18 protein-coding genes are annotated in these 20,533 nt (G+C 73.8%); 8 read left to right on the forward strand and 10 right to left on the reverse strand.

What is annotated here, in order from left to right:
- Window positions 1–3 precede the first annotated feature (3 nt).
- The 3 genes from LQ51_RS13040 to LQ51_RS13050 are packed head-to-tail and all read left to right on the forward strand — an operon-like array spanning window position 4 to window position 4,105.
- Window positions 4–960 (forward strand): carbohydrate ABC transporter permease, encoded by a 957-nt coding sequence (locus tag LQ51_RS13040; protein ID WP_046565535.1) that lies wholly within the window; start codon window positions 4–6, stop codon window positions 958–960.
- On the forward strand, window positions 957–1,868 hold the full coding sequence (locus tag LQ51_RS13045; protein WP_046565537.1) for a carbohydrate ABC transporter permease: 912 nt from the start codon (window positions 957–959) through the stop codon (window positions 1,866–1,868). Before LQ51_RS13040 ends, LQ51_RS13045 begins: the two co-directional genes overlap by 4 nt.
- The gene (locus tag LQ51_RS13050) at window positions 1,865–4,105 is read left to right on the forward strand and encodes an alpha-galactosidase (protein WP_046565539.1); all 2,241 of its coding nucleotides are present in this window, start codon (window positions 1,865–1,867) and stop codon (window positions 4,103–4,105) included. The genes LQ51_RS13045 and LQ51_RS13050 overlap by 4 nt, the downstream gene beginning before the upstream one ends.
- Window positions 4,106–4,156: 51 nt before the next feature.
- On the opposite strand, the gene LQ51_RS13055 is transcribed toward LQ51_RS13050, so the two are convergent.
- On the reverse strand, window positions 4,157–5,077 hold the full coding sequence (locus LQ51_RS13055) for a hypothetical protein (protein WP_052744860.1): 921 nt from the start codon (window positions 5,075–5,077) through the stop codon (window positions 4,157–4,159).
- The gene (locus tag LQ51_RS13065) at window positions 5,074–5,715 is read right to left on the reverse strand and encodes an RNA polymerase sigma factor (RefSeq protein ID WP_046565636.1); all 642 of its coding nucleotides are present in this window, start codon (window positions 5,713–5,715) and stop codon (window positions 5,074–5,076) included. The genes LQ51_RS13055 and LQ51_RS13065 overlap by 4 nt, the downstream gene beginning before the upstream one ends.
- 336 nt (window positions 5,716–6,051) lie before the next feature.
- Between LQ51_RS13065 and LQ51_RS13070 the strand changes: the two genes are divergently transcribed.
- The gene (locus tag LQ51_RS13070) at window positions 6,052–7,065 is read left to right on the forward strand and encodes a polysaccharide deacetylase family protein (RefSeq protein WP_046565540.1); all 1,014 of its coding nucleotides are present in this window, start codon (window positions 6,052–6,054) and stop codon (window positions 7,063–7,065) included.
- A 169-nt stretch (window positions 7,066–7,234) separates the two neighbouring features.
- Here LQ51_RS13070 and LQ51_RS13075 read toward each other — a convergent pair whose 3' ends face one another.
- Window positions 7,235–8,593, reverse strand: coding sequence for a cellulase family glycosylhydrolase (locus LQ51_RS13075; RefSeq protein ID WP_046565542.1), 1,359 nt, complete (start codon window positions 8,591–8,593; stop codon window positions 7,235–7,237).
- A 305-nt stretch (window positions 8,594–8,898) separates the two neighbouring features.
- Complete coding sequence (locus LQ51_RS13080) at window positions 8,899–10,965, reverse strand: NACHT domain-containing protein (RefSeq protein ID WP_156313072.1); 2,067 nt, start codon at window positions 10,963–10,965, stop codon at window positions 8,899–8,901.
- 231 nt (window positions 10,966–11,196) lie between these two features.
- Between LQ51_RS13080 and LQ51_RS13085 the strand changes: the two genes are divergently transcribed.
- On the forward strand, window positions 11,197–12,159 hold the full coding sequence (locus LQ51_RS13085; protein WP_046565546.1) for a TIGR03557 family F420-dependent LLM class oxidoreductase: 963 nt from the start codon (window positions 11,197–11,199) through the stop codon (window positions 12,157–12,159).
- Window positions 12,156–13,025 carry an alpha/beta fold hydrolase gene (locus LQ51_RS13090; protein WP_231605731.1) on the forward strand — a complete coding sequence of 290 codons (870 nt, stop codon included), beginning with the start codon at window positions 12,156–12,158 and terminating at the stop codon, window positions 13,023–13,025. The genes LQ51_RS13085 and LQ51_RS13090 overlap by 4 nt, the downstream gene beginning before the upstream one ends.
- A gap of 197 nt (window positions 13,026–13,222) precedes the next feature.
- On the opposite strand, the gene LQ51_RS13095 is transcribed toward LQ51_RS13090, so the two are convergent.
- The 6 genes from LQ51_RS13095 to LQ51_RS13120 all read right to left on the reverse strand — a co-directional run bounded on the left by LQ51_RS13095 (window position 13,223) and on the right by LQ51_RS13120 (window position 18,485).
- Entirely contained in the window at window positions 13,223–14,026 is an 804-nt protein-coding gene (locus tag LQ51_RS13095; protein ID WP_046565548.1) for an endonuclease/exonuclease/phosphatase family protein, read from the reverse strand.
- A 10-nt stretch (window positions 14,027–14,036) separates the two neighbouring features.
- Entirely contained in the window at window positions 14,037–15,527 is a 1,491-nt protein-coding gene (locus LQ51_RS13100) for a phosphatase PAP2 family protein (protein WP_046565549.1), read from the reverse strand.
- A 79-nt stretch (window positions 15,528–15,606) separates the two neighbouring features.
- Window positions 15,607–16,608: a YihY/virulence factor BrkB family protein gene (locus LQ51_RS13105; RefSeq protein ID WP_046565551.1), complete on the reverse strand. Its 1,002-nt coding sequence runs from the start codon at window positions 16,606–16,608 to the stop codon at window positions 15,607–15,609.
- Complete coding sequence (locus LQ51_RS13110; protein WP_046565553.1) at window positions 16,601–17,605, reverse strand: diacylglycerol/lipid kinase family protein; 1,005 nt, start codon at window positions 17,603–17,605, stop codon at window positions 16,601–16,603. The genes LQ51_RS13105 and LQ51_RS13110 overlap by 8 nt, the downstream gene beginning before the upstream one ends.
- A 101-nt stretch (window positions 17,606–17,706) precedes the next feature.
- The gene (locus LQ51_RS13115) at window positions 17,707–18,255 is read right to left on the reverse strand and encodes a Clp protease N-terminal domain-containing protein (RefSeq protein WP_046565555.1); all 549 of its coding nucleotides are present in this window, start codon (window positions 18,253–18,255) and stop codon (window positions 17,707–17,709) included.
- Complete coding sequence (locus LQ51_RS13120; RefSeq protein WP_046565558.1) at window positions 18,252–18,485, reverse strand: helix-turn-helix domain-containing protein; 234 nt, start codon at window positions 18,483–18,485, stop codon at window positions 18,252–18,254. Before LQ51_RS13120 ends, LQ51_RS13115 begins: the two co-directional genes overlap by 4 nt.
- Window positions 18,486–18,586: 101 nt before the next feature.
- On the opposite strand from LQ51_RS13120, the gene LQ51_RS13125 reads away from it, so the two are divergent.
- Both LQ51_RS13125 and LQ51_RS13130 read left to right on the forward strand, forming a co-directional pair.
- On the forward strand, window positions 18,587–19,387 hold the full coding sequence (locus LQ51_RS13125; RefSeq protein ID WP_046565560.1) for a PP2C family protein-serine/threonine phosphatase: 801 nt from the start codon (window positions 18,587–18,589) through the stop codon (window positions 19,385–19,387).
- 229 nt (window positions 19,388–19,616) lie between these two features.
- The gene (locus LQ51_RS13130) at window positions 19,617–20,447 is read left to right on the forward strand and encodes a universal stress protein (RefSeq protein ID WP_046565562.1); all 831 of its coding nucleotides are present in this window, start codon (window positions 19,617–19,619) and stop codon (window positions 20,445–20,447) included.
- The last annotated feature ends 86 nt before the right edge of the window (window positions 20,448–20,533 follow it).

Genomic DNA, 20,533 nt, shown 5'->3' on the forward strand with positions numbered 1-20,533 from the left:
ACCATGTCCGACCTGCCCCTGATCCAAGCGGATCGCGCCGTGCCGCCGCCGGCCGCGACCACCACCACGCGTGGTCGCGGCCGCCGGCTACGGCTCCTGTCCCGCACCGACCGCGTGGTGATCACGCTGATGGTGCTGGTACCCCTGCTGCTCGTGGTCGGCCTGGTCTGGCTGCCCGCGGCGGCGACCGTGCTGCTCTCCGGCACCGACTGGGACGGCATCGGCTCGCTCGGCGAGATCGACTGGGTCGGCCTGCGCAACTACGACGACGTGGTGAACATCTACCCGCCGTTCGTGCCGGCCGTGCAGAACAACCTGCTCTGGCTGGCCGCGCTCTTCGTGGTGGCCACGCCGTTCGGCATGTTCCTCGCCGTGCTGCTCGACAAGGAGCTGCGCGGCAGCCGGTTCTACCAGACCGCGCTCTACCTGCCGGTGGTGCTCTCCCTCGCGCTGATCGGCTTCGTCTGGCAGCTCATCTACAGCCGCGACCAGGGCCTGCTCAACGCGGTGCTGGGCGGCCAGACCGACTGGTACGGCGACCCGCACGTCAACATCTGGGCGGTGCTCGTCGCCGCCGGCTGGCGGCACGTCGGCTACATCATGCTGCTCTACCTGGCCGGTCTGAAGGGCGTCGACCCGTCACTGCGGGAGGCCGCCGCGGTGGACGGCTCCTCGGAGATCAGCACCTTCTTCCGGGTGGTCTTCCCGGTGATGCGCCCGATCAACATCATCGTGCTGGTGGTGACGGTGATCGAGTCGCTGCGCGCGTTCGACCTGGTCTGGGTGGTCAACAAGGGCCGCAACGGGCTGGAACTGCTCTCCGCGCTGGTCACCCAGAACGTGGTGGGCGAGGCCAGCCGGATCGGCTTCGGGTCGGCCCTGGCGACGATCATGCTGGTCGTCTCCCTGGTCTTCATCACCCTCTACCTGTTCACCGTGATGCGAGAGGACCGGCGATGAGCACCGCGACCCTGACCGGTGAGGCACCGGCCGACACGCCGGCCGCCCGCCGCCGGCCACTGCGGCCCGCCCGGGTGGTCCTGCACCTCTTCCTGGGTACGGTGGCCGTCGGCTGGCTCTTCCCGATCCTCTGGGCGGTGCTGACCTCGCTGCGGTCCTACGAGTACACGGCCAGCAACGGGTACGTCTCGCTCGGCGGCTGGACCTTCGACAACTACCTGACCGCCTGGCGGACCGCCGAGTTCGGCAAACACTTCCTCAACTCGCTCTACATCACCGTCCCGGCGGTGCTGCTGACGCTCTTCCTCGCCTCCTGCGTGGCGTTCGTGATCGCCCGGTTCAGCTGGAAGCTCAACATCGCGCTGCTCGGCCTCTTCACCGCGGCGAACCTGCTGCCGCAACAGGCCCTGCTGATCCCGCTGTTCCGGATGTTCACCCAGATCCCGCTGCCGGCCTGGATGAGCGACTCGGAACTGCTCTACGACAGCTACTGGGGCCTGATCCTGGTCAACGTCGCGTTCCAGTGCGGCTTCTGCGTCTTCGTGCTCAGCAACTACATGAAGGCGCTGCCGCACGAGCTGTACGAGGCGGCGATGGTCGACGGGGCGAGCGTCTGGCGGCAGTACTGGCAGGTCACCATGCCGCTGTGCCGGCCCGCCCTGGCCGCGCTCGCCACGCTGGAGGTGACCTGGATCTACAACGAGTTCTTCTGGGCCACCGTGCTGATGCGTACCGGCGACAAGTTCCCGGTGACCAGCTCGCTGAACAACCTGCGCGGCGAGTTCTTCACCGACAACAACCTGGTCTCGGCCGGCTCGGTGCTGGTCGCCATCCCCACCCTGGTGATCTTCTTCCTGCTGCAGAAGCAGTTCGTCCGGGGCCTGACGTTGGGAGCCTCCAAGGGATGAGCATCGTCCACCTGCGCCGCGCCCGGACCAGCCTGGTGCTCGACGCCCGGGGCCCGGGCCTGCCCCGGGTCGTGCACTGGGGCGCCGACCTCGGGCCGCTGCCCGACGACGAGCTGCCCGCCCTGGTCGCCGCCACCATCCCGCCGGTGGTGCCGAGCAGCTTCGACGCGCCCACCGTGCTGTCGTTGCTGCCGGAGGCGAGCGCCGGGTGGAGCGGCCGGCCCGGACTCGCCGGCCACCGCGCCGGCCGGGACTGGTCCACCGCCTTCCGCCTGGTCGACCTCGACGTCCGCGACGAGGCGTCCCCGCCCGGGGACCCCGCGCACCGCCCCGACCCGGGCCGCGTGGCCGCGGACGGGGAGGCGGTGCGCGTACCGGAGGAGGAGCGGGACCACGGCGGGGCCGGCGCCGCGCGGGTGACCGTGCGAGCGGCGGACCCGGACGCGGGGTTGAGCCTGACCGTCGAGATCACGCTGGACGCGGCGGGGTTGCTGACCCTGCGGCACCGGCTGCGCAACGACGGCGACGGCGGCTACGAGCTGCGCGAGCTGACCCCGGTGCTGCCGGTGCCGGCGGTCGCCACCGAGCTGCTCGACCTGACCGGCCGCTGGTGCCGGGAACGGTCGCCGCAGCGGCACCCGTGGCCGATGGGCGCCTGGGTGCGGGAGGGCCGGCACGGCCGGACCGGACACGACGCGACCCTGCTGCTGGTCGCCGGGACGCCCGGCTTCGGCTTCGGGCACGGCGAGGTGTGGGCGGTGCACACCGCGTGGAGCGGCGACCACGTCACCGCCGCCGAGCGCCGCCCCACCGGCGAGGCCACCCTCGGCGGCGGTGAGCTGCTCGCCCCCGGCGAGATCGTGCTCGGCCCCGGCGAGGAGTACGCCACTCCCCTGCTCTACGCGGTGCACTCCACCGCGGGGCTGGACGGGCTCAGCCACGTGCTGCACACCCACCTGCGGGCCCGCCCACAGCACCCACGCCACCCCCGGCCGGTGACGTTGAACGTCTGGGAGGCGGTCTACTTCGACCACGACCTGGACCGGCTCAAGGGGCTGGCGGACCGGGCCGCCGAGGTGGGCGTGGAACGGTTCGTGCTCGACGACGGCTGGTTCCGGGGCCGCCGGCACGACCAGGCCGGGCTCGGCGACTGGTGGGTCGACGACGAGGTCTGGCCGGACGGGCTGCAACCCCTCATCGACCATGTCGGCAAGCACGGGATGCAGTTCGGGCTCTGGGTCGAGCCGGAGATGGTCAACCCCGACTCCGACCTGTTCCGGGCCCACCCGGACTGGGTGCTCCAGGCGCCCGGCCGGCTGCCGCCGGAGTGGCGGCACCAGCAGGTGCTGGACCTGGCCAACCCGGACGCTTACGCGCACCTGCTCGGCCGGCTGGACGCGGTGCTGTCCGAACACGACGGGATCGCGTACCTCAAGTGGGACCACAACCGCGACCTCACCGAGGCCGGGCACGCCGGCCGGCCCGGGGTGCACGGGCAGACGGTGGCCGTCTACCGGCTGCTGGACGAGTTGCGGGCCCGGCACCCCGGCGTGGAGATCGAGAGCTGCTCGTCCGGCGGCGCGCGGGTCGACCTGGAGATCCTGCGCCGCACCGACCGGGTCTGGACCAGCGACTGCAACGACGCCCTGGAACGCCTGTCGATCCAGCGCTGGACCGGGCTGCTGCTGCCGCCGGAACTGATCGGCACCCACATCGGACCGGAGCGCTCGCACACCACCCAGCGGGTGCACGACCTCGGCTTCCGGGCGGTCACCGCGCTCTTCGGCCACCACGGCATCGAGTGGGACATCAGCCGGATCAGCGCCGCCGAGCGGATCGAGCTGACCGCCTGGGTGGCGCTGCACAAGCGGCTCCGCCCGCTGCTGCACGCCGGCCGGGTGGTCCGGGTCGACCATCCGGACCCGGCCGTGCAGGCGCACGGCGTGGTCGCCCACGACCGCTCGCACGCCGTGTACGCGGTGTCCCGGCTGGCCACCTCGGTGGCCCAGACGCCGGGGATGGTCCGGCTGGCCGGGCTGGACCCGGCGCGGCGCTACCGGGTACGGCCGGCGGCCGGGGCGCCGGAGCCGGCGCTGCTCCAGCTCACCGAGCCGGGCTGGCTGGCCGCGGCCGACGGGGTGTTCCTCAGCGGGTCGGTGCTCGGCTCGGTCGGGGTGCAGTTGCCTGCCCTGCACCCCGAGCAGGCGCTGCTGCTGGAGGTCACGGCCGCCCCCTAGCTGCGCCCGGGTGCGTTCGCCGCCACGACGGCGAACGCACCCGGACCCCCGTCACCGGGGCAGCTGGTCGGTCCACTCCGCGGTGACCGTGCACATCGCGGAGGGTCGCGCCCCGGAGGCCAGGACGACGAGGTTGGTCTGCCGGATCTGTGCCGTGGCCGGGTCGACGACCAACCGGACCAGCGGCTCGGCGCCCAGCCGGATCGACAGGCCCTGCCCGCCCTCGGTCGCCCCCGTGTTCGTCACCCCGGAGTACCCGGCGACGGCCTCGAAGGCGGCGGCACGGACCGCCGGCGGGGCGGGCAGCTTGGCGAGCAGGTCCAGCAGCCCGCCGAGCACCAGCCGCTCCCGCGTCGCGGCGTCCGACCCGGGCTCGGTCTTCGCCACCGCCTCGGTGATCCACCGCTTCAGCGCCGCCGGCCGGGCCGGCAACTTCTGGAGCTGCGCGAAGCTGGCGTCCACGCCGCCCAGACTGAACCCGACGCTGCCCAGCTCGCGCACCTTGCCGCTCCCGGCCACCCGGACCCAGGCCCGGCCGTCCTTCCTGGTCCAGATCTCCTGCGTGTCGCCGGTGCACTCCGTGCGCCGGAACCAGTAGCTGCCGGACGTGGCGGGCCGTTGCCCGGCGGTCGTGGCGGCGGCGAGCAGGATCTGCTGGCCGGAGCGCTCGGCGGCGACCGGAGGGCGGTTGTCCGCCGCGCTCCCGGTACCGCCGCCGGTCCCGGTGCCGTCGACGCCGACCAGCGCCACGGCGGCGGTCGCCGCGGCGACCGCGCTCAGCGCCGAGGCCAGAATCAGCCGGCGCCGCGGTGCGCGCCGGGAGGCCGGCGCTGCCGAGGGGTAGTCGGGATGGATCTGGGTCATCACAAACTCCTGGATCAGCCGGTGGCGGTCGCTCGGCAGGTCCCGCTCCGCCGGCGCCGGCAACAGCCCGGCCAGGTCGGCGCGTACGTCTCTCGGGTCGGCGTTCATCGGGTGTGCTCCTGAGCGAACCGGACCGCGATGGTGCGGTCGACTGGTATCTGTCCACGGCCACCGGGCGGTTCCCCGGTCTTTCCGGCCGGCGCGAGCTTCCCGGCGGTGACGAGCTTGTGCAGCTTGGCCCGTGCCCGGGACAACCGGGACCGTACGGTCCCGACCGGCACGCCGAGCGCTGCCGCCGCCTCGGCGTAGTTGAGCCCCGACCAGACGCAGAGCGCCAGCACCTCGCGCTCCGGCTGGCGCAGCGCGGCCAGCGCGGTGCGGACCCGCGCGAGCCGTTCCCGGTCCCCGAGGCGGGCGGTCACCTCCTCCGCGAAGTCCGGCACCACCTCCGGCGGAGGCAGCCGGGCCAACGCTCCGGAATGCCGGCGGGCGGCGCGGCGCACGTTGCGCGCGACATTGGTGGCGATGCCGAGCAGCCAGGGGCGCAGCGAGCCGGTCTCGGCGCCGACGTCCACCCGCTCCCGCAGCCGCCAGGCCTCGAGGAAGGTCAGCGACACCACGTCCTCGGCCACCGACCAGTCCCCGGTCAACCGGAAGCCGTGGTTGTAGACCGACCGGGCGTGTTCGTCGAACAGTTCCCGGAACGCTTCGGGGTCACCGGCGCGGACCCGGCTGCGCACACTCATCTCCACATGTCACACCTGTCCGCTCGGCCACCGCGGTTCCCGACGAAATTCTCCTGGACCTGCTCGCCGCGGATGTCGAGGCAGGGGCGGTGGCCGGCAGGCTGCTCAGCGCGGCGGATGGGTACCGGAAGCAGCTCGCAACTTCCGGGCACCGGGCCGTCCCCAGTCGGCACACACACCTTTGTGGCTTGCGCCGTCATGGTTGGGCCGCGGCCAAAACTTCCGGAAATTCTTGACTCCGCCTCGGCGACAGGCAAATACTTGCGCCGCCGAGCGACCTCGACAGCCATCGATGCGACGCTCGGTACACCGCCACCACGAGGAGGGCCCAGCCGCATGTGGAGCAGAAGAACACTTCCGTCAACGCGATCCCTGGCCGCGGGATTCGCCGCGGCCGCACTGATCGCCGCAGGCAGCCTGGCCGTCACGCTCAGCGTCACGGCCACCCCGGCCCGGGCCGCCGCCTGTAACGGGTACGTCGGGCTGACGTTCGACGACGGCCCGTCCAACGACCACACCCCCGCCCTGCTCAACGCCCTGCGGCAGAACGGGCTGCGGGCCACCATGTTCAACGAGGGGCAGTACGCCGCCGCCTACCCGTCCCAGGTCCGGGCGCAGGTCACCGCCGGCATGTGGGTCGGCAACCACAGCTACACCCACCCGCACCTGGTCCAGCAGAGCCAGGCGCAGATCGACTCCGAGGTCTCCCGGACCCAGCAGGCGATCGCCAACGCCGGCGGCGGCACGCCGAAGCTGTTCCGCCCGCCGTACGGCGAGACCAACTCGACCCTGCAGTCGGTGCTGTCCCGGTACGGCCTGACCCAGATCATCTGGGACGTCGACTCGCAGGACTGGAACGGTGCGAGCGTCGACGCGATCGTGCAGGCCAATAACCGGCTCACCAACGGGCAGATCATCCTGATGCACGAGTGGCCCGCCAACACCCTGGCGGCCATCCCGCGCATCGCCCAGGTGCTGGCCAGCAAGGGCCTGTGTGCCGGCATGATCTCGCCGCAGACCGGCCGTGCCGTGGCACCCGACGGCGGCGACACCGGTGGCGGCGGCGGGGGTGGGGGCGGCGGCAGCAGTTGCACCGCCACGCTCTCCGCCGGCCAGCAGTGGAGCGACCGCTACAACCTCAACGTCTCGGTCTCCGGCACCAACACCTGGACGGTCACCATGAACGTGCCGAACCCGGCGAAGATCATCAACGTCTGGAACGTCAGCGCCACCTGGCCCAACTCCCAGACGATGATCGCCAAGCCGAACGGCAGCGGCAACACCTTCGGGGTCACCATCCAGCACAACGGGAACTGGACCTGGCCGACCGTCTCCTGCGCGGCCGGCTGACGCTCGCACCGCCGGCCCGGCCACCGGCCCGGCGGGTCGGAACGTACCCACCGGCGGTGGAAGGCGGTGGGCGGACCTGGTTACCGCTCCGGTTGCCGCTGGCGGTGGGCGGACCTGGTTACCGCTCCGGTTGCCGCTGGCGGTGGGCGACCCGGCCACCGCTCCGGTCTCAGCTCGCGGTGCAGGTCACCGCCGGGATCGCGTTGCTGCCGTTCCAGCTGCCGATGAAGCCGAAGCTGGTGCTGGCGCCGGCGCCGAGCCGGCCGTTGTAGTCCACGTTCCGGGCGGTGTACGTGGCGCCGCTGCCGCTGATCGTGGCGTTCCACGACTGCGTGACGGTCTGCCCGCTGGCGAACGTCCACCGTGCCGACCAGCCGGTGATGGCGGCAGCCCCGGCGGTCACCTTCACCTCACCCTGGAAGCCGCCCTGCCAGGAGTTGACGATCGTGTAGCTGGCCGTGCAGCCGCCCGGCGGCGGGGTGGTCGGCGGAAGCGTGGTGGGCGGGGCCGTGGTCGGCGGAGTCGTCGTGGGCGGGGTGGTGCCGGCGTAGACGGAGGCCTCCTTCGCGGTGGCCTTGATGCCGTTGGCCCCGTTGAAGATCCGCTGGCCCCAACTGGTCAGCTGGTTCGGGTCGAAGTTGGTGACCATGTCGAGGTACTCGACGCCGCCGCCGTTGCCGCTCCACGACCAGCCGAGGTAGCCGATCCCGTTGGCCTGGCTGTAGGCCATGATGGTGTCCTCGTCGGGATTGCCGTCGGAGTGGTTGAAGCCGAACTCACCCACCACGATGGGCAGCCCCGCGGTACGGAACCGGCCCAGGTAGTCGGTGATCTCCGCGGCGGTGTCGAAGACGCCGTACATGTGGATCGAGAAAACGGTGTTCTTCTGCGGGTCGGCGGCGAAGACCGTGCCGGCGTTGTCCCGCATGGTGAACGACCAGTCCTGGCCCCAGTTCGGGGCGTCCACCATGATCGTGTGGGTCAGCCCGCCGCTGCGCAACCGCTTGATCGCGTTGCCGGTGTCGGTGGCCCAGGTGGCATAGCCCTGGTTGCCGTAGGGCTCGTTGCCGATGTTCACGATGACGTACTTCTCCTGGCCCTGGAGCACGCTGGCGATGCTGAGCCAGTAGTCGACCGCCCGGTCCAGCGTGATCGCGCCGCTCTGCTCGCCGTAGCCGGTCGTGTCGTGCACCTCCAGCACGCAGATCAGCTTGTTGGCCTTGCAGAGCGAGATGACGTTGGCCACGTCGGAGGCGGTGTTCCTGGTCCAGCGGTCGCCGCTGGACAGCACCACCCGGACGCTGTTCGCGCCGAGCGCCTTGATGTTGGCGAACGAACTGGTCTGCTGCGCGTACCAGGTGTGCGCGTGGCTGACCCCGCGCATCACGAACTCGGTGCCGTTGGCGTCATAGAGCCGGCCGTTGGCGACCGAGAAGCCGGCGGCGGCGTGCGCCGGCTGCCCGAAGGCGAACACGGCGGCGAGGACCGTCAGCAGGGCGACGCCCGCGACGGAGAGCAACTTCTTCATGGTTGTCCTCAGGAGGTCTCCCCCGCTGCCCAGGTGGGGGCGCGATGTGCTGACTGGACGCGACGGCTGAGCCCGACAGCCGCCGCCGACTCCCGGCGGACGCAGGCATCAGCGTAGGGCGATGGAACGCGGGAGGCAACCGGTTAAGTTGACCGGCCGTGCCGGGTGGTTACCGGTGGCGGCCCATGTCGACACGGACCGCCACCGGTGCGGTCATCCCCACCACAGGATGTCACGCCACTCCGGTCTGAACCGGTTAAGCCGGACTGTAGGCAGCGCCGTCGCGGGCGTCAAGGGTGCCGGTCTCAGCCGCCGACCGGGTCGGTCACCGGGTCGCCGGCGGTCACCCCGTCCCGGACCTCGGGGCCGGGGACACCGGTGGAGGCCAGGTGGCTCTGCAACGTGGAGTGACGGAACTGGTACACCCCGCCCGCCTGGCGCAGCACCCCCCGGTCGTGCGCCTCCTCGAGGAACGCGAAGAGGCGCAGCGGCGCCCGCCCGGTGCAGGCCAGGTAGAGCCGGGCGAAACAGAACGGGCCCCACTCCGACCAGGAGAACGCGACCCCGACCACCAGAGCCACCGTCAATGCGGCCAGCACCGCTGGCGCGGTGATGCCCCACAGGATGAAGGCCACCGCCCAGAAGATTCCCCAGCCGGCCCCGGTGGCCAGGGCCAGGGCGCGGTCCTCCCGCAGCAGCCGGCGGGGACTGACGCTGCGACCCACGTCGACGTACACCTCCAGCCGCCCGGTGAGGAAGAACGCGAAGCCGGCGACCGCGCCGACCAGCCCGGCCACCACGCCGTAGCCGGCGCCGGAGCGGATGGTGACGGTCGCGCCCAGGGTGCCACCGACGATCAGCGCGGCACCGCCGGGAATCAGCAGCGTACGGGCCCGGATCTGGGCCAGGTCGAGCCGCTGCGGGCGGGTCGGCAGCGAGGTCAGAAAGCCGAGGAAGGCCGCCGCCACCCCGCCCCCGAGCGCGGCCGGGACGGCCCCGAACGGAACCAGGACGACCAGCGCGAACACCGCGCCCCAGAACAGGCCGACGAACGGGCGCAGCGGATACGGCCCCAGCTCCCACCAGGCCAGGTCGAGGGTCTTGCGGCGCTCCATCCGGCGGGCCAGGTTGCCCAGCCAGGTGAGCGCCGCCTGCGCCTCGGCGGAGCTGCGCCGCGGCCGGTCGCCCACCGAGGTGCCGTAGACCACCGGTACGAACCGGGCGAACAGGTGCTGCTCCAGCGCGGTCCGGTCGGCCGACCGGCCGCCCGCCAGCAGCTCACCCGGATCGGTGCCGGCCTGCTGATAGGCGACCCGGGTCAGCTGGGCCATGAGCGGGGTGGCCAGCGTCTCGGCGAGCACCCCCTCGCCCCGCTCCAACGCGCCGATCACCTCGCGCCACCGCTCCGCCCGCTCGGTGCCGTCCACCAGGTAGCCGATCACGTCGCCGACCGGCAGCGGCAGGATCTCCACCACGGGCGTCTTGGCCAGCAGGCCGAAGCCGGCCGCCTCCTCGTACTCGGCGCTGCGGCTGGTCAGCACCAGCTGCCGGCGGGGCCCCAGCACGTCGTTGATCGCCGCGATCGCCGACGACCGGTGCTCGCTGGCCATCTCGTCGAAGCCGTCCAGGATGGGCAGGACCCGACCGGTCGCCACCAACTCCTCGGCGAGGGTGCGGTGCGTGCCGTCCGGTCCGGGCACCAGCCGGGCCAGGGTGCGGTTGTCGGTCGCCAGCCGATCGGCGATCCACTCGTCGAGCCCGTCCACCGCCGGCTGCCAGCCGGAGATCGACAGGAGCACCGGCACCGGGTCGGCCGGCGCCCGGCGGGCCAGCAGGTCGAGGGTGAGCCGCAGCACGAGCGTGCTCTTGCCGGTGCCCGGCTCGCCGATCACCGCCAGCCGACGGGGCGAGCCGTCGCGCAGGAACACCTCGGCGACGTCGGAAAAGGTGCCGTCGAGCGGCACCGCCCCCGCACCGGGCCGGCCCCGGATGGCCGGCCAGCTCACCATGACGGCCCGGCTCCGGGCGGTGACCGCCCAGCGCACCGGCAGCGGCCACGGATCGCTCACCTTGCGGGCCGCCTCCTCGGCGCTCCACTGCTCCTGCTGCGCCCGCGCCAGCGCCGCGACGGCCGCGTCGACCGCGCCGGTCACCCCGCTGCCGGCCGCCGTGGACTCCTTCCGCCAGAGCCACACCAGCAGCGACACGAGCGCGAGCAGCGAGGCCAGGTAGAAACCGATCGTGCTGGACCACTGGTCGGCCTTCGCCCGGCCCTCGCCACGCAGGAACCTGGTCCACCCCGAATAGCCGGTGAGCGCGGCCACGACGACCACGACGCACCACACCCGTGGCCGCCGCCACCATCTCCGCATGCAATCATCATCGCCACTGCGTCAGGGGCACACAACGCGCTCCCGTTCCGACCTCGGGCCACCATCGACCGCCGTTCGCCGGCACCGGCCGTCCGGGTCGGTGGCCCCGGACGACCCGCCCGGGGGTTGCGCCCCACCGCCGGCCCGATCGACGTGGCCGAAGCGGACACCAGGGTTGGCCGCCGCGCGGCGGGGTATCCGGTGACGATCCGCCCGGGAAGGAGACGAGCCATGGTCAACGTCGGCTACACGCTCTTGTGCGAACAGTCCGGCCCGAAGCAGCTGGTCGACTACGCCGTCCGCGCCGAGGCAGCCGGCTTCGACCACCTCGTCACGTCCGACCACTACAACCCCTGGCTGGACAGCCAGGGACACTCCCCGTACGCCTGGTCGGTGCTCGGCGCGGTCGCCCACGCCACCAGCCGGGCCGAGCTGCTGTCCTTCGTGACCTGCCCGCTGCGTCGCTACCACCCGGCGGTGGTGGCCCAGAAGGCCAGCACGATCGGCGTGCTCTCCGACGGGCGGTTCACCCTCGGCCTCGGCGCCGGGGAGAACCTCAACGAGCACGTGGTCGGCGGCTGGCCGCACGTGCAGCAGCGGCACGAGATGTTCGAGGAGGCGCTCCAGATCATCCGGCCGCTGCTCAACGGGGAGACGCTGACCTTCTCCGGCAACCACTACGAGGTGCCCGACGCGTACGTCTGGGACCGGCCGGAGCGGCCGGTGCCGATGGCGGTGGCGGCCTCCGGCCGGCAGTCGGCCACCCTGGCCGCCGAGTACGCCGATGCGCTGATCGCCACCGACCCGCTGCCCCACCTGGTCGAGATGTACGAGGAGGCCGGCGGCGCCGGGCGGCCCCGGTACGGCCAGGTGGCCATCTGCTACGGCCCCGACGAGGCCGAGTGCCGCAAGATCGCGCACGAGCAGTTCCGCTGGTTCGGCCTGGGCTGGAAGGTCAACACCGACCTGCCCGACCCCGAGGCGTTCGCCGCGGCCACCCAGTTCGTCCGCGAGGACGACGTGGCCGAGGGCATCCCCTGCGGACCCGACGTGGACCGGCACGTCGAGGCGGTCAAGAAGTTCGTCGACGCCGGCTTCACCCACGTGGCGCTGCTCCAGGTGGGCGGGGACAGCCAGCCGATGTTCCTGGACTGGGCGCAGGAGCAGCTGCTGCCCCGGCTGCGCGAGCTGTGACGCTGCCACCGACGCGCGGGGCGGCGCCGGGCCGCGTCCCACGGCCGACGCCACCGGGCCGCTTCGGCGCCGCCGAGCTGCGCCTCGCCCTCGCGGCGCCCCGCCCGGCCGCCGGCCTGACCAGCGAGTTCCGGCTCATCGACGGGCTGCGTACGCACACCCGCCGCGGCGGCGACCCGGGCGGCGGTCCGGCCGTGGTGCTGGTGCACGGGCTCGCCGTGTCGCACCGCTACCTCACCCCGCTCGCCCGCACGCTGGCCAGCACCGGCCCGGTGTACCTGCCGGACCTGCCCGGCTTCGGGTTGACCGAGCGCCCCGGTGCGGCGTACGACGTGCCCCGGCACGCCGCCTTCCTGGCCGCCTGGCTGGCCGCGTACCGGCTCGGGCCGGTCTGTCTGCTCGGGCACTCGTTCGGCGCGGAGGTGGCCGCCGCGCTCGCCGCGCGCCGGCCCGACCTGGTCGGCGCGCTGGTGCTGGCCGCACCGACCAGCGACCCGGCGGCCCGCAGCCGGCGGGCGCAGATCGGCCGGTGGCTGCGGGACACCGCGCGCGAGGCCGGGCTCCAGGCACCGCTGCTGGCCCGGGACGTCTGGGACGCCCGGCCCTGGCGGGTGTTCGCCACCCTGTCGCACTCGGTGCGCAACCGGGTCGAGGCCGACCTGGCCCGGGTCGCGGCGCCCACCCTGGTCATCACCGGCGCGCGCGACCCGGTCGTCCCGCCGGGCTGGCGGGACCAGGCGGCCCGGCTGGTCCCGAACGCCCGGACGGTGGCCGTGCCGGGCGCCGCGCACAACGTCGCCACGACGGCGCCGGGACCGGTCGCGGACGCGATCCGGCACCTGCTGGCGCCCGCCCTGGAAAGGTGAGTCCATGCGTATCGGTAACACCGAGGTCCGGCCCCTCGGCGGCGGTCTCGGCTGCCTGCTGATGATCCTCTTCTCGATCGTCGCCTCGGTGGTGCTCACCGTGCTGCTGAATCTCCTGCTCTGAACCGGCCGCACCGCCCACCCCCGGCAACAGCACGAGGGCACCGCAGGTCGCGGACCTGGCGTGGCCGGACCGGTCAGCCGGGCGTCAGCGCCAGGTCGGCGACGACCGGGTAGTGGTCGGAGGCGGTGTCCGCGTCGCCGCCCCGCACCACCCGGACCGCGCGGGCCAGGGCGGCCAGCGCCGGGCTGGCCAGCAGGTAGTCCAGGCGCATGCCGGCGAACTCCGCGCCGCCGTGCCGGGTCGGCACGGTCAGCCCCGCGGGCTCGCCGCCACCGAGGTGGGGCCACAGGTCGACCAGCCCGGCGTCGACCAGCCGGGCCACCGCCCGGGTGTCCACGGTACGGCCGTCGCGGCGCAGGTGACGCCGCCGGTAGAGGGTCGACAGACCGGCCAGCCGGGCGGTGTGGTCGACGCCCGGTTCCAGGGTGTTCAGGTCGCCGACCAGCAGCGCCAGCCGACCACCGCTGGACCGGACGGCGGAGGCCAACCAGTCCGCCTCCAGCCGCCGCCGGCCCGGCGAGAAGGGGTTCAGGTGGGTGCTGAGCACGGTCAGCGGGCCCTCCCCGGTGGCCAGCTCGACCCGGGCGGTGGCGTGGTGGAACGGGCGGCGGACCCGGCCCGAGCGCAGCACCGGCAGCGGCGCGCGGACCAGCACCGCGACCGGCTGGCCGAAGCAGGACCGGGCCAGGTGCGGCACCATCCCCACCCGGCCGGCCAGCTCGGTCAACCGGCCGCCGCGGTCGAGACCGCGCAGCTCCTGCAGGGCCAGCACGTCGGGGCGCTGCGCGGTGACGACCGCCAGGATCCGGTCCCACCGGTCGGTGCCGTCCGGGTCCCGCCCGCCGGTGCGGACGTTCCAGGTCATCACCCGCAGCATCGGCGCCCGGTCAGTCCTCGCGGCCGGCCTTGGCCAGCTCGTCGTCCAGCTCGTGCACCTGCTCGGACTCGATCGCCGGCTGGTTGCCCTGCTGGACGTCGGCGTTGGGCCGGACCACCCAGTAGAGCAGCGACAGCCACAGCGCGCCGAGCAGGATCGCGCCCATGAAGTCGGTCGGATGGTGCATGCCCCGGTACATCCGGGAGGTGGCCACGCCGACCGGCATGAGCACCGCCAGCGCCACGAAGAGCCACCGCCACCACCGGTCGGTCCGCACGAACACGATGATCGCGATCGCGCTCCACAGGCAGATGGTGGCCGCGATGTGCCCCGACGGGAACGACGAGGTCGGCATCTGCCCGTCCAGGTTCTCCACCGGCGGCCGGGGCCGACCGACCACCCGGGCCGAGGCGAGGAAGAGGCTCAGCTCGCCGAACATGGCCAGCACCACGAAGAGCACCGGCCGCCAGCGCCGCCAGACCGCCAGCACCAGGGGGCAGAACACCAGCGACACCAGCAGGATCGCGTGGGTGTCCCCGAACTTGCTCCACCACCAGCTCAGGTCGTCGAGGCCGGGGCTGTGCCGGGCGGCGAACCACTGCGGGACCTCGGTGTCGAGGGTGTCGAAGACGGTGCCCTTGGCGTGGTAGCTGACGTACATGCCGAAGGCGTAGAGGGCGCCGAAGACGAGCACCCAGCCGACCACCAGCTCGGCGACGGCCGAGCGGGGGTGCTCCAGCACGTGCTCCTCGGCCGGCGCGGGCGCGATCTCGCGCCCCGCCTCGGGCTCCAGCCCTTCGGTGACCGGCGGCACCGGCCGGCCGCGTTCCCGCCGCCAGAGCCGGAAGGCGTACGCGGTGATGCCGAGCCACAGGGCGCCGAGCAGCCAGCCGGCGAGCACGTCGGAGACGAAGTGCACGCCCAGCGCGATCCGGGTCAGCCCGATCAGCAGCACCAGCACGCCGACGCCCGCGATGGCCGGCTTGCGCCAGCGGGGCGCCATGGCCGGCAGGAAGACCAGCAGCAGCGCCCCGTACGCGACGAACGAGCCGAGCGCGTGCCCGCTCGGGAAGCTGTTGCCGGGGGCCTGGGCGACCGGCACGTCCACCACCGGACGCAGCCGCCCCACCAGCGCCTTGAGCGACGGGTCGAGGATGAGCCCGCCGACCCCGGTGATGATCAGGTAGACCGCCAGCCGGGACTGTCGGCGGATGAGCAGGCTGACCACGGCGATGGTGACCAGCCAGATCAGCACCGGCCGCCCACCCAGGTCGGTCACCGCCTGCAGGACGGTGACCAGGGGGTGGTGCGGTGCCACCAGGTTGTTGAACCACTCGGCCGCCTCGTGGTCGGCGTGGTAGAGCGGCTGCCAGTGGAACCGGACCAGCATGAGCAGCACGCCGAACCCGACTCCCGCGCCGGCGACGGCGACCAGCCCCGCGACGCTGCGCTCGGCGAAATGGCCGAGCGGCCGGCGCATGGCCTCCTTGACCGCGGTCACACCGCACCTCCCTCGTGGTCCTGCGAGGCGCGCAGTACCCGATCCGGCTGCCCCGTACACGCCGCCGCGGGGCGGGTCCTCAGAGCGCGGACATGCCGCCCGTGTCGAGGGCCTCGGCCCGCTCGGGTTCCGGCTCCCAGAGGTCGGGCTGGGCGGGCTCCGGCACGCCGATCCGCATGGCCTCCAACTGGGCGGCGAAGGCGAGCCCGCCGAAGAGCGCCACACCGGTCAGGTTGGCCCAGAGCAGCAGCGCCATCATCCCGGTCAACGCGCCGTACGTCTGCCCGAAGCCGCCGCTGGTCTTCACGTACGCGGCGAGCAGCAGGCTGGCCAGCCACCAGAGCGCGGTGGCGATCCCGGCGCCGAAGAAGAGCCAGGACAGGCCGGGCTGCCGCCGCCGGGGCGCATGCCGGAACAGCAGGGCCACGGCCAGCACGGTCAGGCCGAGGCTGAGCGGCCACCGCACCACGGACCAGGCGGCGTGGGCGAGGCCGCCCCACTCGTAGTGCCGCTGCACCGACTTGCCCATCGCCCCGCCGCCGACCAGGATCAGGAAACCGGTCAGCGCGGGTACGCCGGCGAGCAGCGCGAGCACGGCGGCGCGCAGGTACTTGGCCAGGGCCGGCCGGTCCCGCTCGACGCCGTAGATCCGGTTCGCGCCCCGCTCGATCTGGGCCATGGTGGTGGTCAGCGCGACCAGGCCGGTGAGCAGACCCAGGGTCAGCGCCAGCTCGCCGGCCCGCTCGGTGCGGTCGCCGTCGGCCAGCAGCTCGTGGACCATCGACTCGCTCTGGCCGGGGGTGATCGCCAGGACGGTGTCCGCGACCACCTTGCCGCCCTCGTCCACGCCGAGGTCGCTGATCAGGCCGGTGAGCGCGATGAGGAACGGCACCACGGCCAGGCAGAGCTGGAACGCGAACGCGCGGGCGTGGCTGAACCCGTCGCCGTAGCGGAACCGGATGAAGGCGTCCCGGAGCAGACACCAGCCGCCGTGGCGGCGCAGCGTGTGCCAGGCGTCGTCGGCGGAGAGCTCCTCCTGGGTCATCAACCGGGTCTCGGGGACCAGCTTGGTGCTACTCACGGCGGGCCTCCTCGACCAGCCGCTCGCCCCGCTCGGCCGCGGCGTCGGCGTCCACGGACAGGTCGGGATGCTGCTCGGGCCGCGGTACGCAGAGCCAGAGCGCCTCCGGCCGGATCTCGGCGGTCAGCGACCGGCCCGGCTCGATCAGGTCGCCGTCGAGCTGGCGCGGCTGGGCCCGGTTGCTGGTGATGGCGACCCGGCGGCCCCGGAACACCTCCATCCGGGGCACGCTGCCGCGCCGCCGCAGCACCGCCCAGGCCATCGCGGCCCACTGGCCGAGCGTGCGCGGGGTCAGCACCGCCACGTCGAGCCAGCCGTCGTCGGGCTCGGCGTCGGTGAGCAGGCGTACGCCGCCCTGGAGGCGGCCGACGTTGGCGATCAGGACCGAGCGGGCCCGGCGGCGCATCGGCGGCCCGTCGTCGATCCGGATGGACACTCGCATCGGCCGGTCCCGCAGGTGCTTGGCCGCCCCCACCAGGTACGCCGGCCAGCCGATCCGCCGCTTCGTGGTCTCCGAGGTGGAGTCGAGCATCTGGGCGTCGAAGCCCATGCCGGCCATCACGGCGAAGCACTGGTCGCCGACCACGCCCACGTCCAGCCGCCGCATTCCGCGCTCGACGGCGATCTCGAGCCCGGCGGCCAGCTCGTTGGAGAGGCCGAGGTTGGCGGCGAGCAGGTTGCCGGTGCCCTGGGGCAGCACGGCGAGCGCCACGTCGGTGCCGGCCAGCGCGGTCACGCAGGCCATCACGGTGCCGTCCCCGCCGCAGGCGAGGACCACCTCGGCGCCGGCCCGGACCGCCTCTTCGGTCTGGCCCCGGCCGGGGTCCTCGGCGGTGGTCTCGTACCAGGTCGGGGCGGGCCAGCCGGCGGCGTCGAGCGCGCCGTCCACGATCCGGCGGAACTCGTCCAGATCGGTCACCTTGGTGGGGTTGACGACCACGGCCGAGCGCGGCGCGCGGTTGTCGGCGGTCACCCGGTGTTTCTGCTCACCGTTCACGGCGCAAGTGTGCAGCAACCGCGGTGCCGGGGCGACCCGACGGGCCCCGACGTCGCATGGATTGCAAACAGGTTTGTCGGCGGCGGCGACCGGGCAGGGGGTCAGGCCGGTCGGTGGGTCGCGGCCACCTGCCCACGCAGCCCGGCGAGGTCCGCGCCGGCCTCGGTGAGGGCCAGCGCGGCCGGGCCGGCGCCCTCGCCGAGCAGACCGAGCAGGAGATGCCCGCTGTCGACCCGCCGGTGACCGAGCCGGGCGGCCTCGCGCCGGGCCAGGGTGAGCGCCCGCTTCGCGGCGGGCGAGAACGGCGGTCCGCCGCGCCGGGCGGGTGGGGCCGCAGCCAGCGCGCCGGGACCGAAGGACTCCTCGACCCGGGCGAGCACGGCGGCGAGGTCGATGCCGATGGTGCGCAGTGCCGCCGCGTCCGCCTCGGTGAGGCCGGCGGCGCCGCGGGCGGTGTGCCGGGCCGCAGCGGCCCGCAGCTCGTCGGGCCGGACGCCGGCCGCCTCCAGCAGCCCCGGGACGGGGTCCTGGTCGGCGAGGAGGGCGAGCAGCAGGTGCGCGGTGCCGGCGGGTCCCCCACCGGCGGCGCGAGCGTCCTGTTCCGCCTGCCGCAGCACCGCGCGGGCCCGGTCGGTGCATCGTTCGATCATCGTTCCTCCCAGGTGCCGGGGACCGCGGGTCGGCCGGCGTGCCGGCCGCGGACGGTGTGCCGGCTGACCTCCAGGGCCTCGGCGATCTGCTGCCACGACCAGCCCTGGCAGCGGGCGTTGTCGACCTGGACCATCTCGAGCCGGTCGAGCAGTTGGCGCAGGGCGCGCACCGCGCGCAGGCCGTCGCGGGGGTCGGTGCCGCCGGCGGCCGCGATCGTCGTCTCACTCATCCTGTCAATGTAGGTTGACGAACCCGCCTCGTCAACCTCAGTTGACCCGACACGCGGGTCGACGCGCCGACCCGGCCGCCGACCGGTGTTACCGTCCGCTGGTGTTCCGCCGCCGTGACCTGGACCGACCCGTCGAAGCCGCGCATCGGCTGAGCGCCGGGCGGCTCACCCTGGAGGTCGCCGGCGGCAGCGTCATCGGCAACCGCTACCTGGAGAACTTCGACGTGCTGCACCTCGACCCCGAGCTGCCGCTGGTCGCGGTCGCCGACGGGATGGGCGACGGCGAGGGCAGCCGGGTCGCCGGCCGGACCGCGATCACCACCCTGGTCGACCGCATCCGCGCCGGCTGGCCGGCCGTCGGGGCGGCACAGCTACGCGCCGCGACGGCAGACACCCAACTCCGGGTACGCCAGGCCGGCGCCGCCCTCAGCGGACTGACCGGCTGCACGCTCACCGCCCTGGTCGTCGAGCCGGACGGCGGTCAGGGCTGGCTCGTCCAGCTCGGCGACTCGCGGGCGTACCGGCTGCGGGACGGGCTGCTCGAACTGATCACGGTGGACCACACCATGGCCTGGCTGGGGGTGGTGCACGGCTGGTGGCCGGCCACCTCCCCCGAAGCCGCCCGGGCCCGCTACCAGCTGCTGCGCTACGTCGGCCACCCCGACAAGCCGGAGCCGGACGTGCTCGCCGTGCCGCTGCGTACCGGCGACACCTGGCTGCTCTGCACCGACGGGGTCAGCGACCAGCTCGGCTACCACCGGCTGCGCGACCTGCTGGCCGCCCGGCGCGACCCGGCGCGCACCACCACCGCCCTGCTCGGCGCCACCCTCGACGAGGGCGGCGACGACAACGCCACCGCCGTGGTGGTGCGCGTCCACCCCGCCCTGCCCGGCCCCCGCTGACCGCCGCCCGGTACGGCGGCCCGGCTCAGCGCGGCGGAAGACCGCGGCTCGCGCGGCGGGAGACCGCGGCGGGAGACCGTGGCCGGAGACCGCGGCCCGCGCGGCGGGAGACCGCGGCCGGCGCGGCGGTCCGCTCCCGAGGACCGGCCCAGTTCCGCCGACCCGCTCCGGCCGGGCCACCCGCCCGATTACCGTGGGTGAGGAGGGCACCGTCGGGAGGTGAGGCGGGATGGCCACACCCACCCACGGCGCGGTGGTGGTCGGCGTCGGCCGGTCGGACCAGAATCTCCAGGTGGTCCGGACCGCCGCCACGGAGGCGGCCGCGCACGACCGGGCCGTGCACCTGCTGCACGCCTTCAACTGGGCGGCGGCCCTGGACACGTTCTCCGTCAGCGGCCCCCGCGACGCGGCCGAGGAGCTGCTGGAGCGGGCCGGGCACGTGGTCGCCGAGATCGCGCCGGCGGTACCGGTCAACGGCGAGATCGTCGAGGGCTCCCCGCTTGAGGCGCTGGTCCGGGCCTCCGACTCGGCGTCCCTGGTCGCCCTCGGCGACGGCGGGATCGCCGACTGCGTGGGGTGCGTACCCACCGACGTGCTGGCCGTACAGGTCGCCGCCCGGGCCGGTTGCCCGGTGCTGGTCGCCCGGGCCGAGCCGCCGCCGCAGGGCCCGCTGCTGGTCGGCTTCGACGGCTCGGACAGCTCCCCGGCCACCCTCGGCTACGCCTTCGACTGCGCCGAGAGCCGCGGCGCCCGGCTGCTCGCCATCCGGGTCGTCGAGCCGGGCCAGCCCGACGGCGGCGACGAACTGCTCGAGGCGGCGGTGGCCCGGCAGGCCGCCCGGTACCCCGCGGTGGCGGTCGAGTGCCACACCATCCGCGGCGAGCCCGACGCGGTCCTGATCGAACAGTCCCGCTCCGCCCAGGTCGTCGTGGTCGCCGCCCGGGGCGACGAGCCGCTGCGCGGCATGCTGGGCGCGGTGAGCCAGTCCCTGCTGTACCACTCGCCGGCTCCGCTGATCGTCGTCCGTGGACTCGACGTGGCCCCGACGGCGGGGGCATGACAGCCGCCGGTCCCGGGACCAATGGCCCTGATTCACTCACCGCGTGAGGACGAGGCTGAGGGTGCCCGGGTGAAAAATGACCGTCC

The sequence above is a fragment of the Micromonospora sp. HK10 genome (assembly GCF_000982955.1).
GTDB lineage: Bacteria > Actinomycetota > Actinomycetes > Mycobacteriales > Micromonosporaceae > Micromonospora.

Coding starts and splice junctions, on each gene's coding strand:
- LQ51_RS13130 (WP_046565562.1), top strand. CDS start 19,617: ATGGCCACACCCACCCACGGCGCGGTGGTGGTCGGCGTCGGCCGGTCG.
- LQ51_RS13045 (WP_046565537.1), top strand. CDS start 957: ATGAGCACCGCGACCCTGACCGGTGAGGCACCGGCCGACACGCCGGCC.
- LQ51_RS13070 (WP_046565540.1), top strand. CDS start 6,052: ATGTGGAGCAGAAGAACACTTCCGTCAACGCGATCCCTGGCCGCGGGA.
- LQ51_RS13080 (WP_156313072.1), bottom strand. CDS start 10,965: ATGCGGAGATGGTGGCGGCGGCCACGGGTGTGGTGCGTCGTGGTCGTC.
- LQ51_RS13050 (WP_046565539.1), top strand. CDS start 1,865: ATGAGCATCGTCCACCTGCGCCGCGCCCGGACCAGCCTGGTGCTCGAC.
- LQ51_RS13075 (WP_046565542.1), bottom strand. CDS start 8,593: ATGAAGAAGTTGCTCTCCGTCGCGGGCGTCGCCCTGCTGACGGTCCTC.
- LQ51_RS13115 (WP_046565555.1), bottom strand. CDS start 18,255: ATGATCGAACGATGCACCGACCGGGCCCGCGCGGTGCTGCGGCAGGCG.
- LQ51_RS13120 (WP_046565558.1), bottom strand. CDS start 18,485: ATGAGTGAGACGACGATCGCGGCCGCCGGCGGCACCGACCCCCGCGAC.
- LQ51_RS13055 (WP_052744860.1), bottom strand. CDS start 5,077: ATGAACGCCGACCCGAGAGACGTACGCGCCGACCTGGCCGGGCTGTTG.
- LQ51_RS13095 (WP_046565548.1), bottom strand. CDS start 14,026: ATGCTGCGGGTGATGACCTGGAACGTCCGCACCGGCGGGCGGGACCCG.
- LQ51_RS13065 (WP_046565636.1), bottom strand. CDS start 5,715: ATGAGTGTGCGCAGCCGGGTCCGCGCCGGTGACCCCGAAGCGTTCCGG.
- LQ51_RS13085 (WP_046565546.1), top strand. CDS start 11,197: ATGGTCAACGTCGGCTACACGCTCTTGTGCGAACAGTCCGGCCCGAAG.
- LQ51_RS13040 (WP_046565535.1), top strand. CDS start 4: ATGTCCGACCTGCCCCTGATCCAAGCGGATCGCGCCGTGCCGCCGCCG.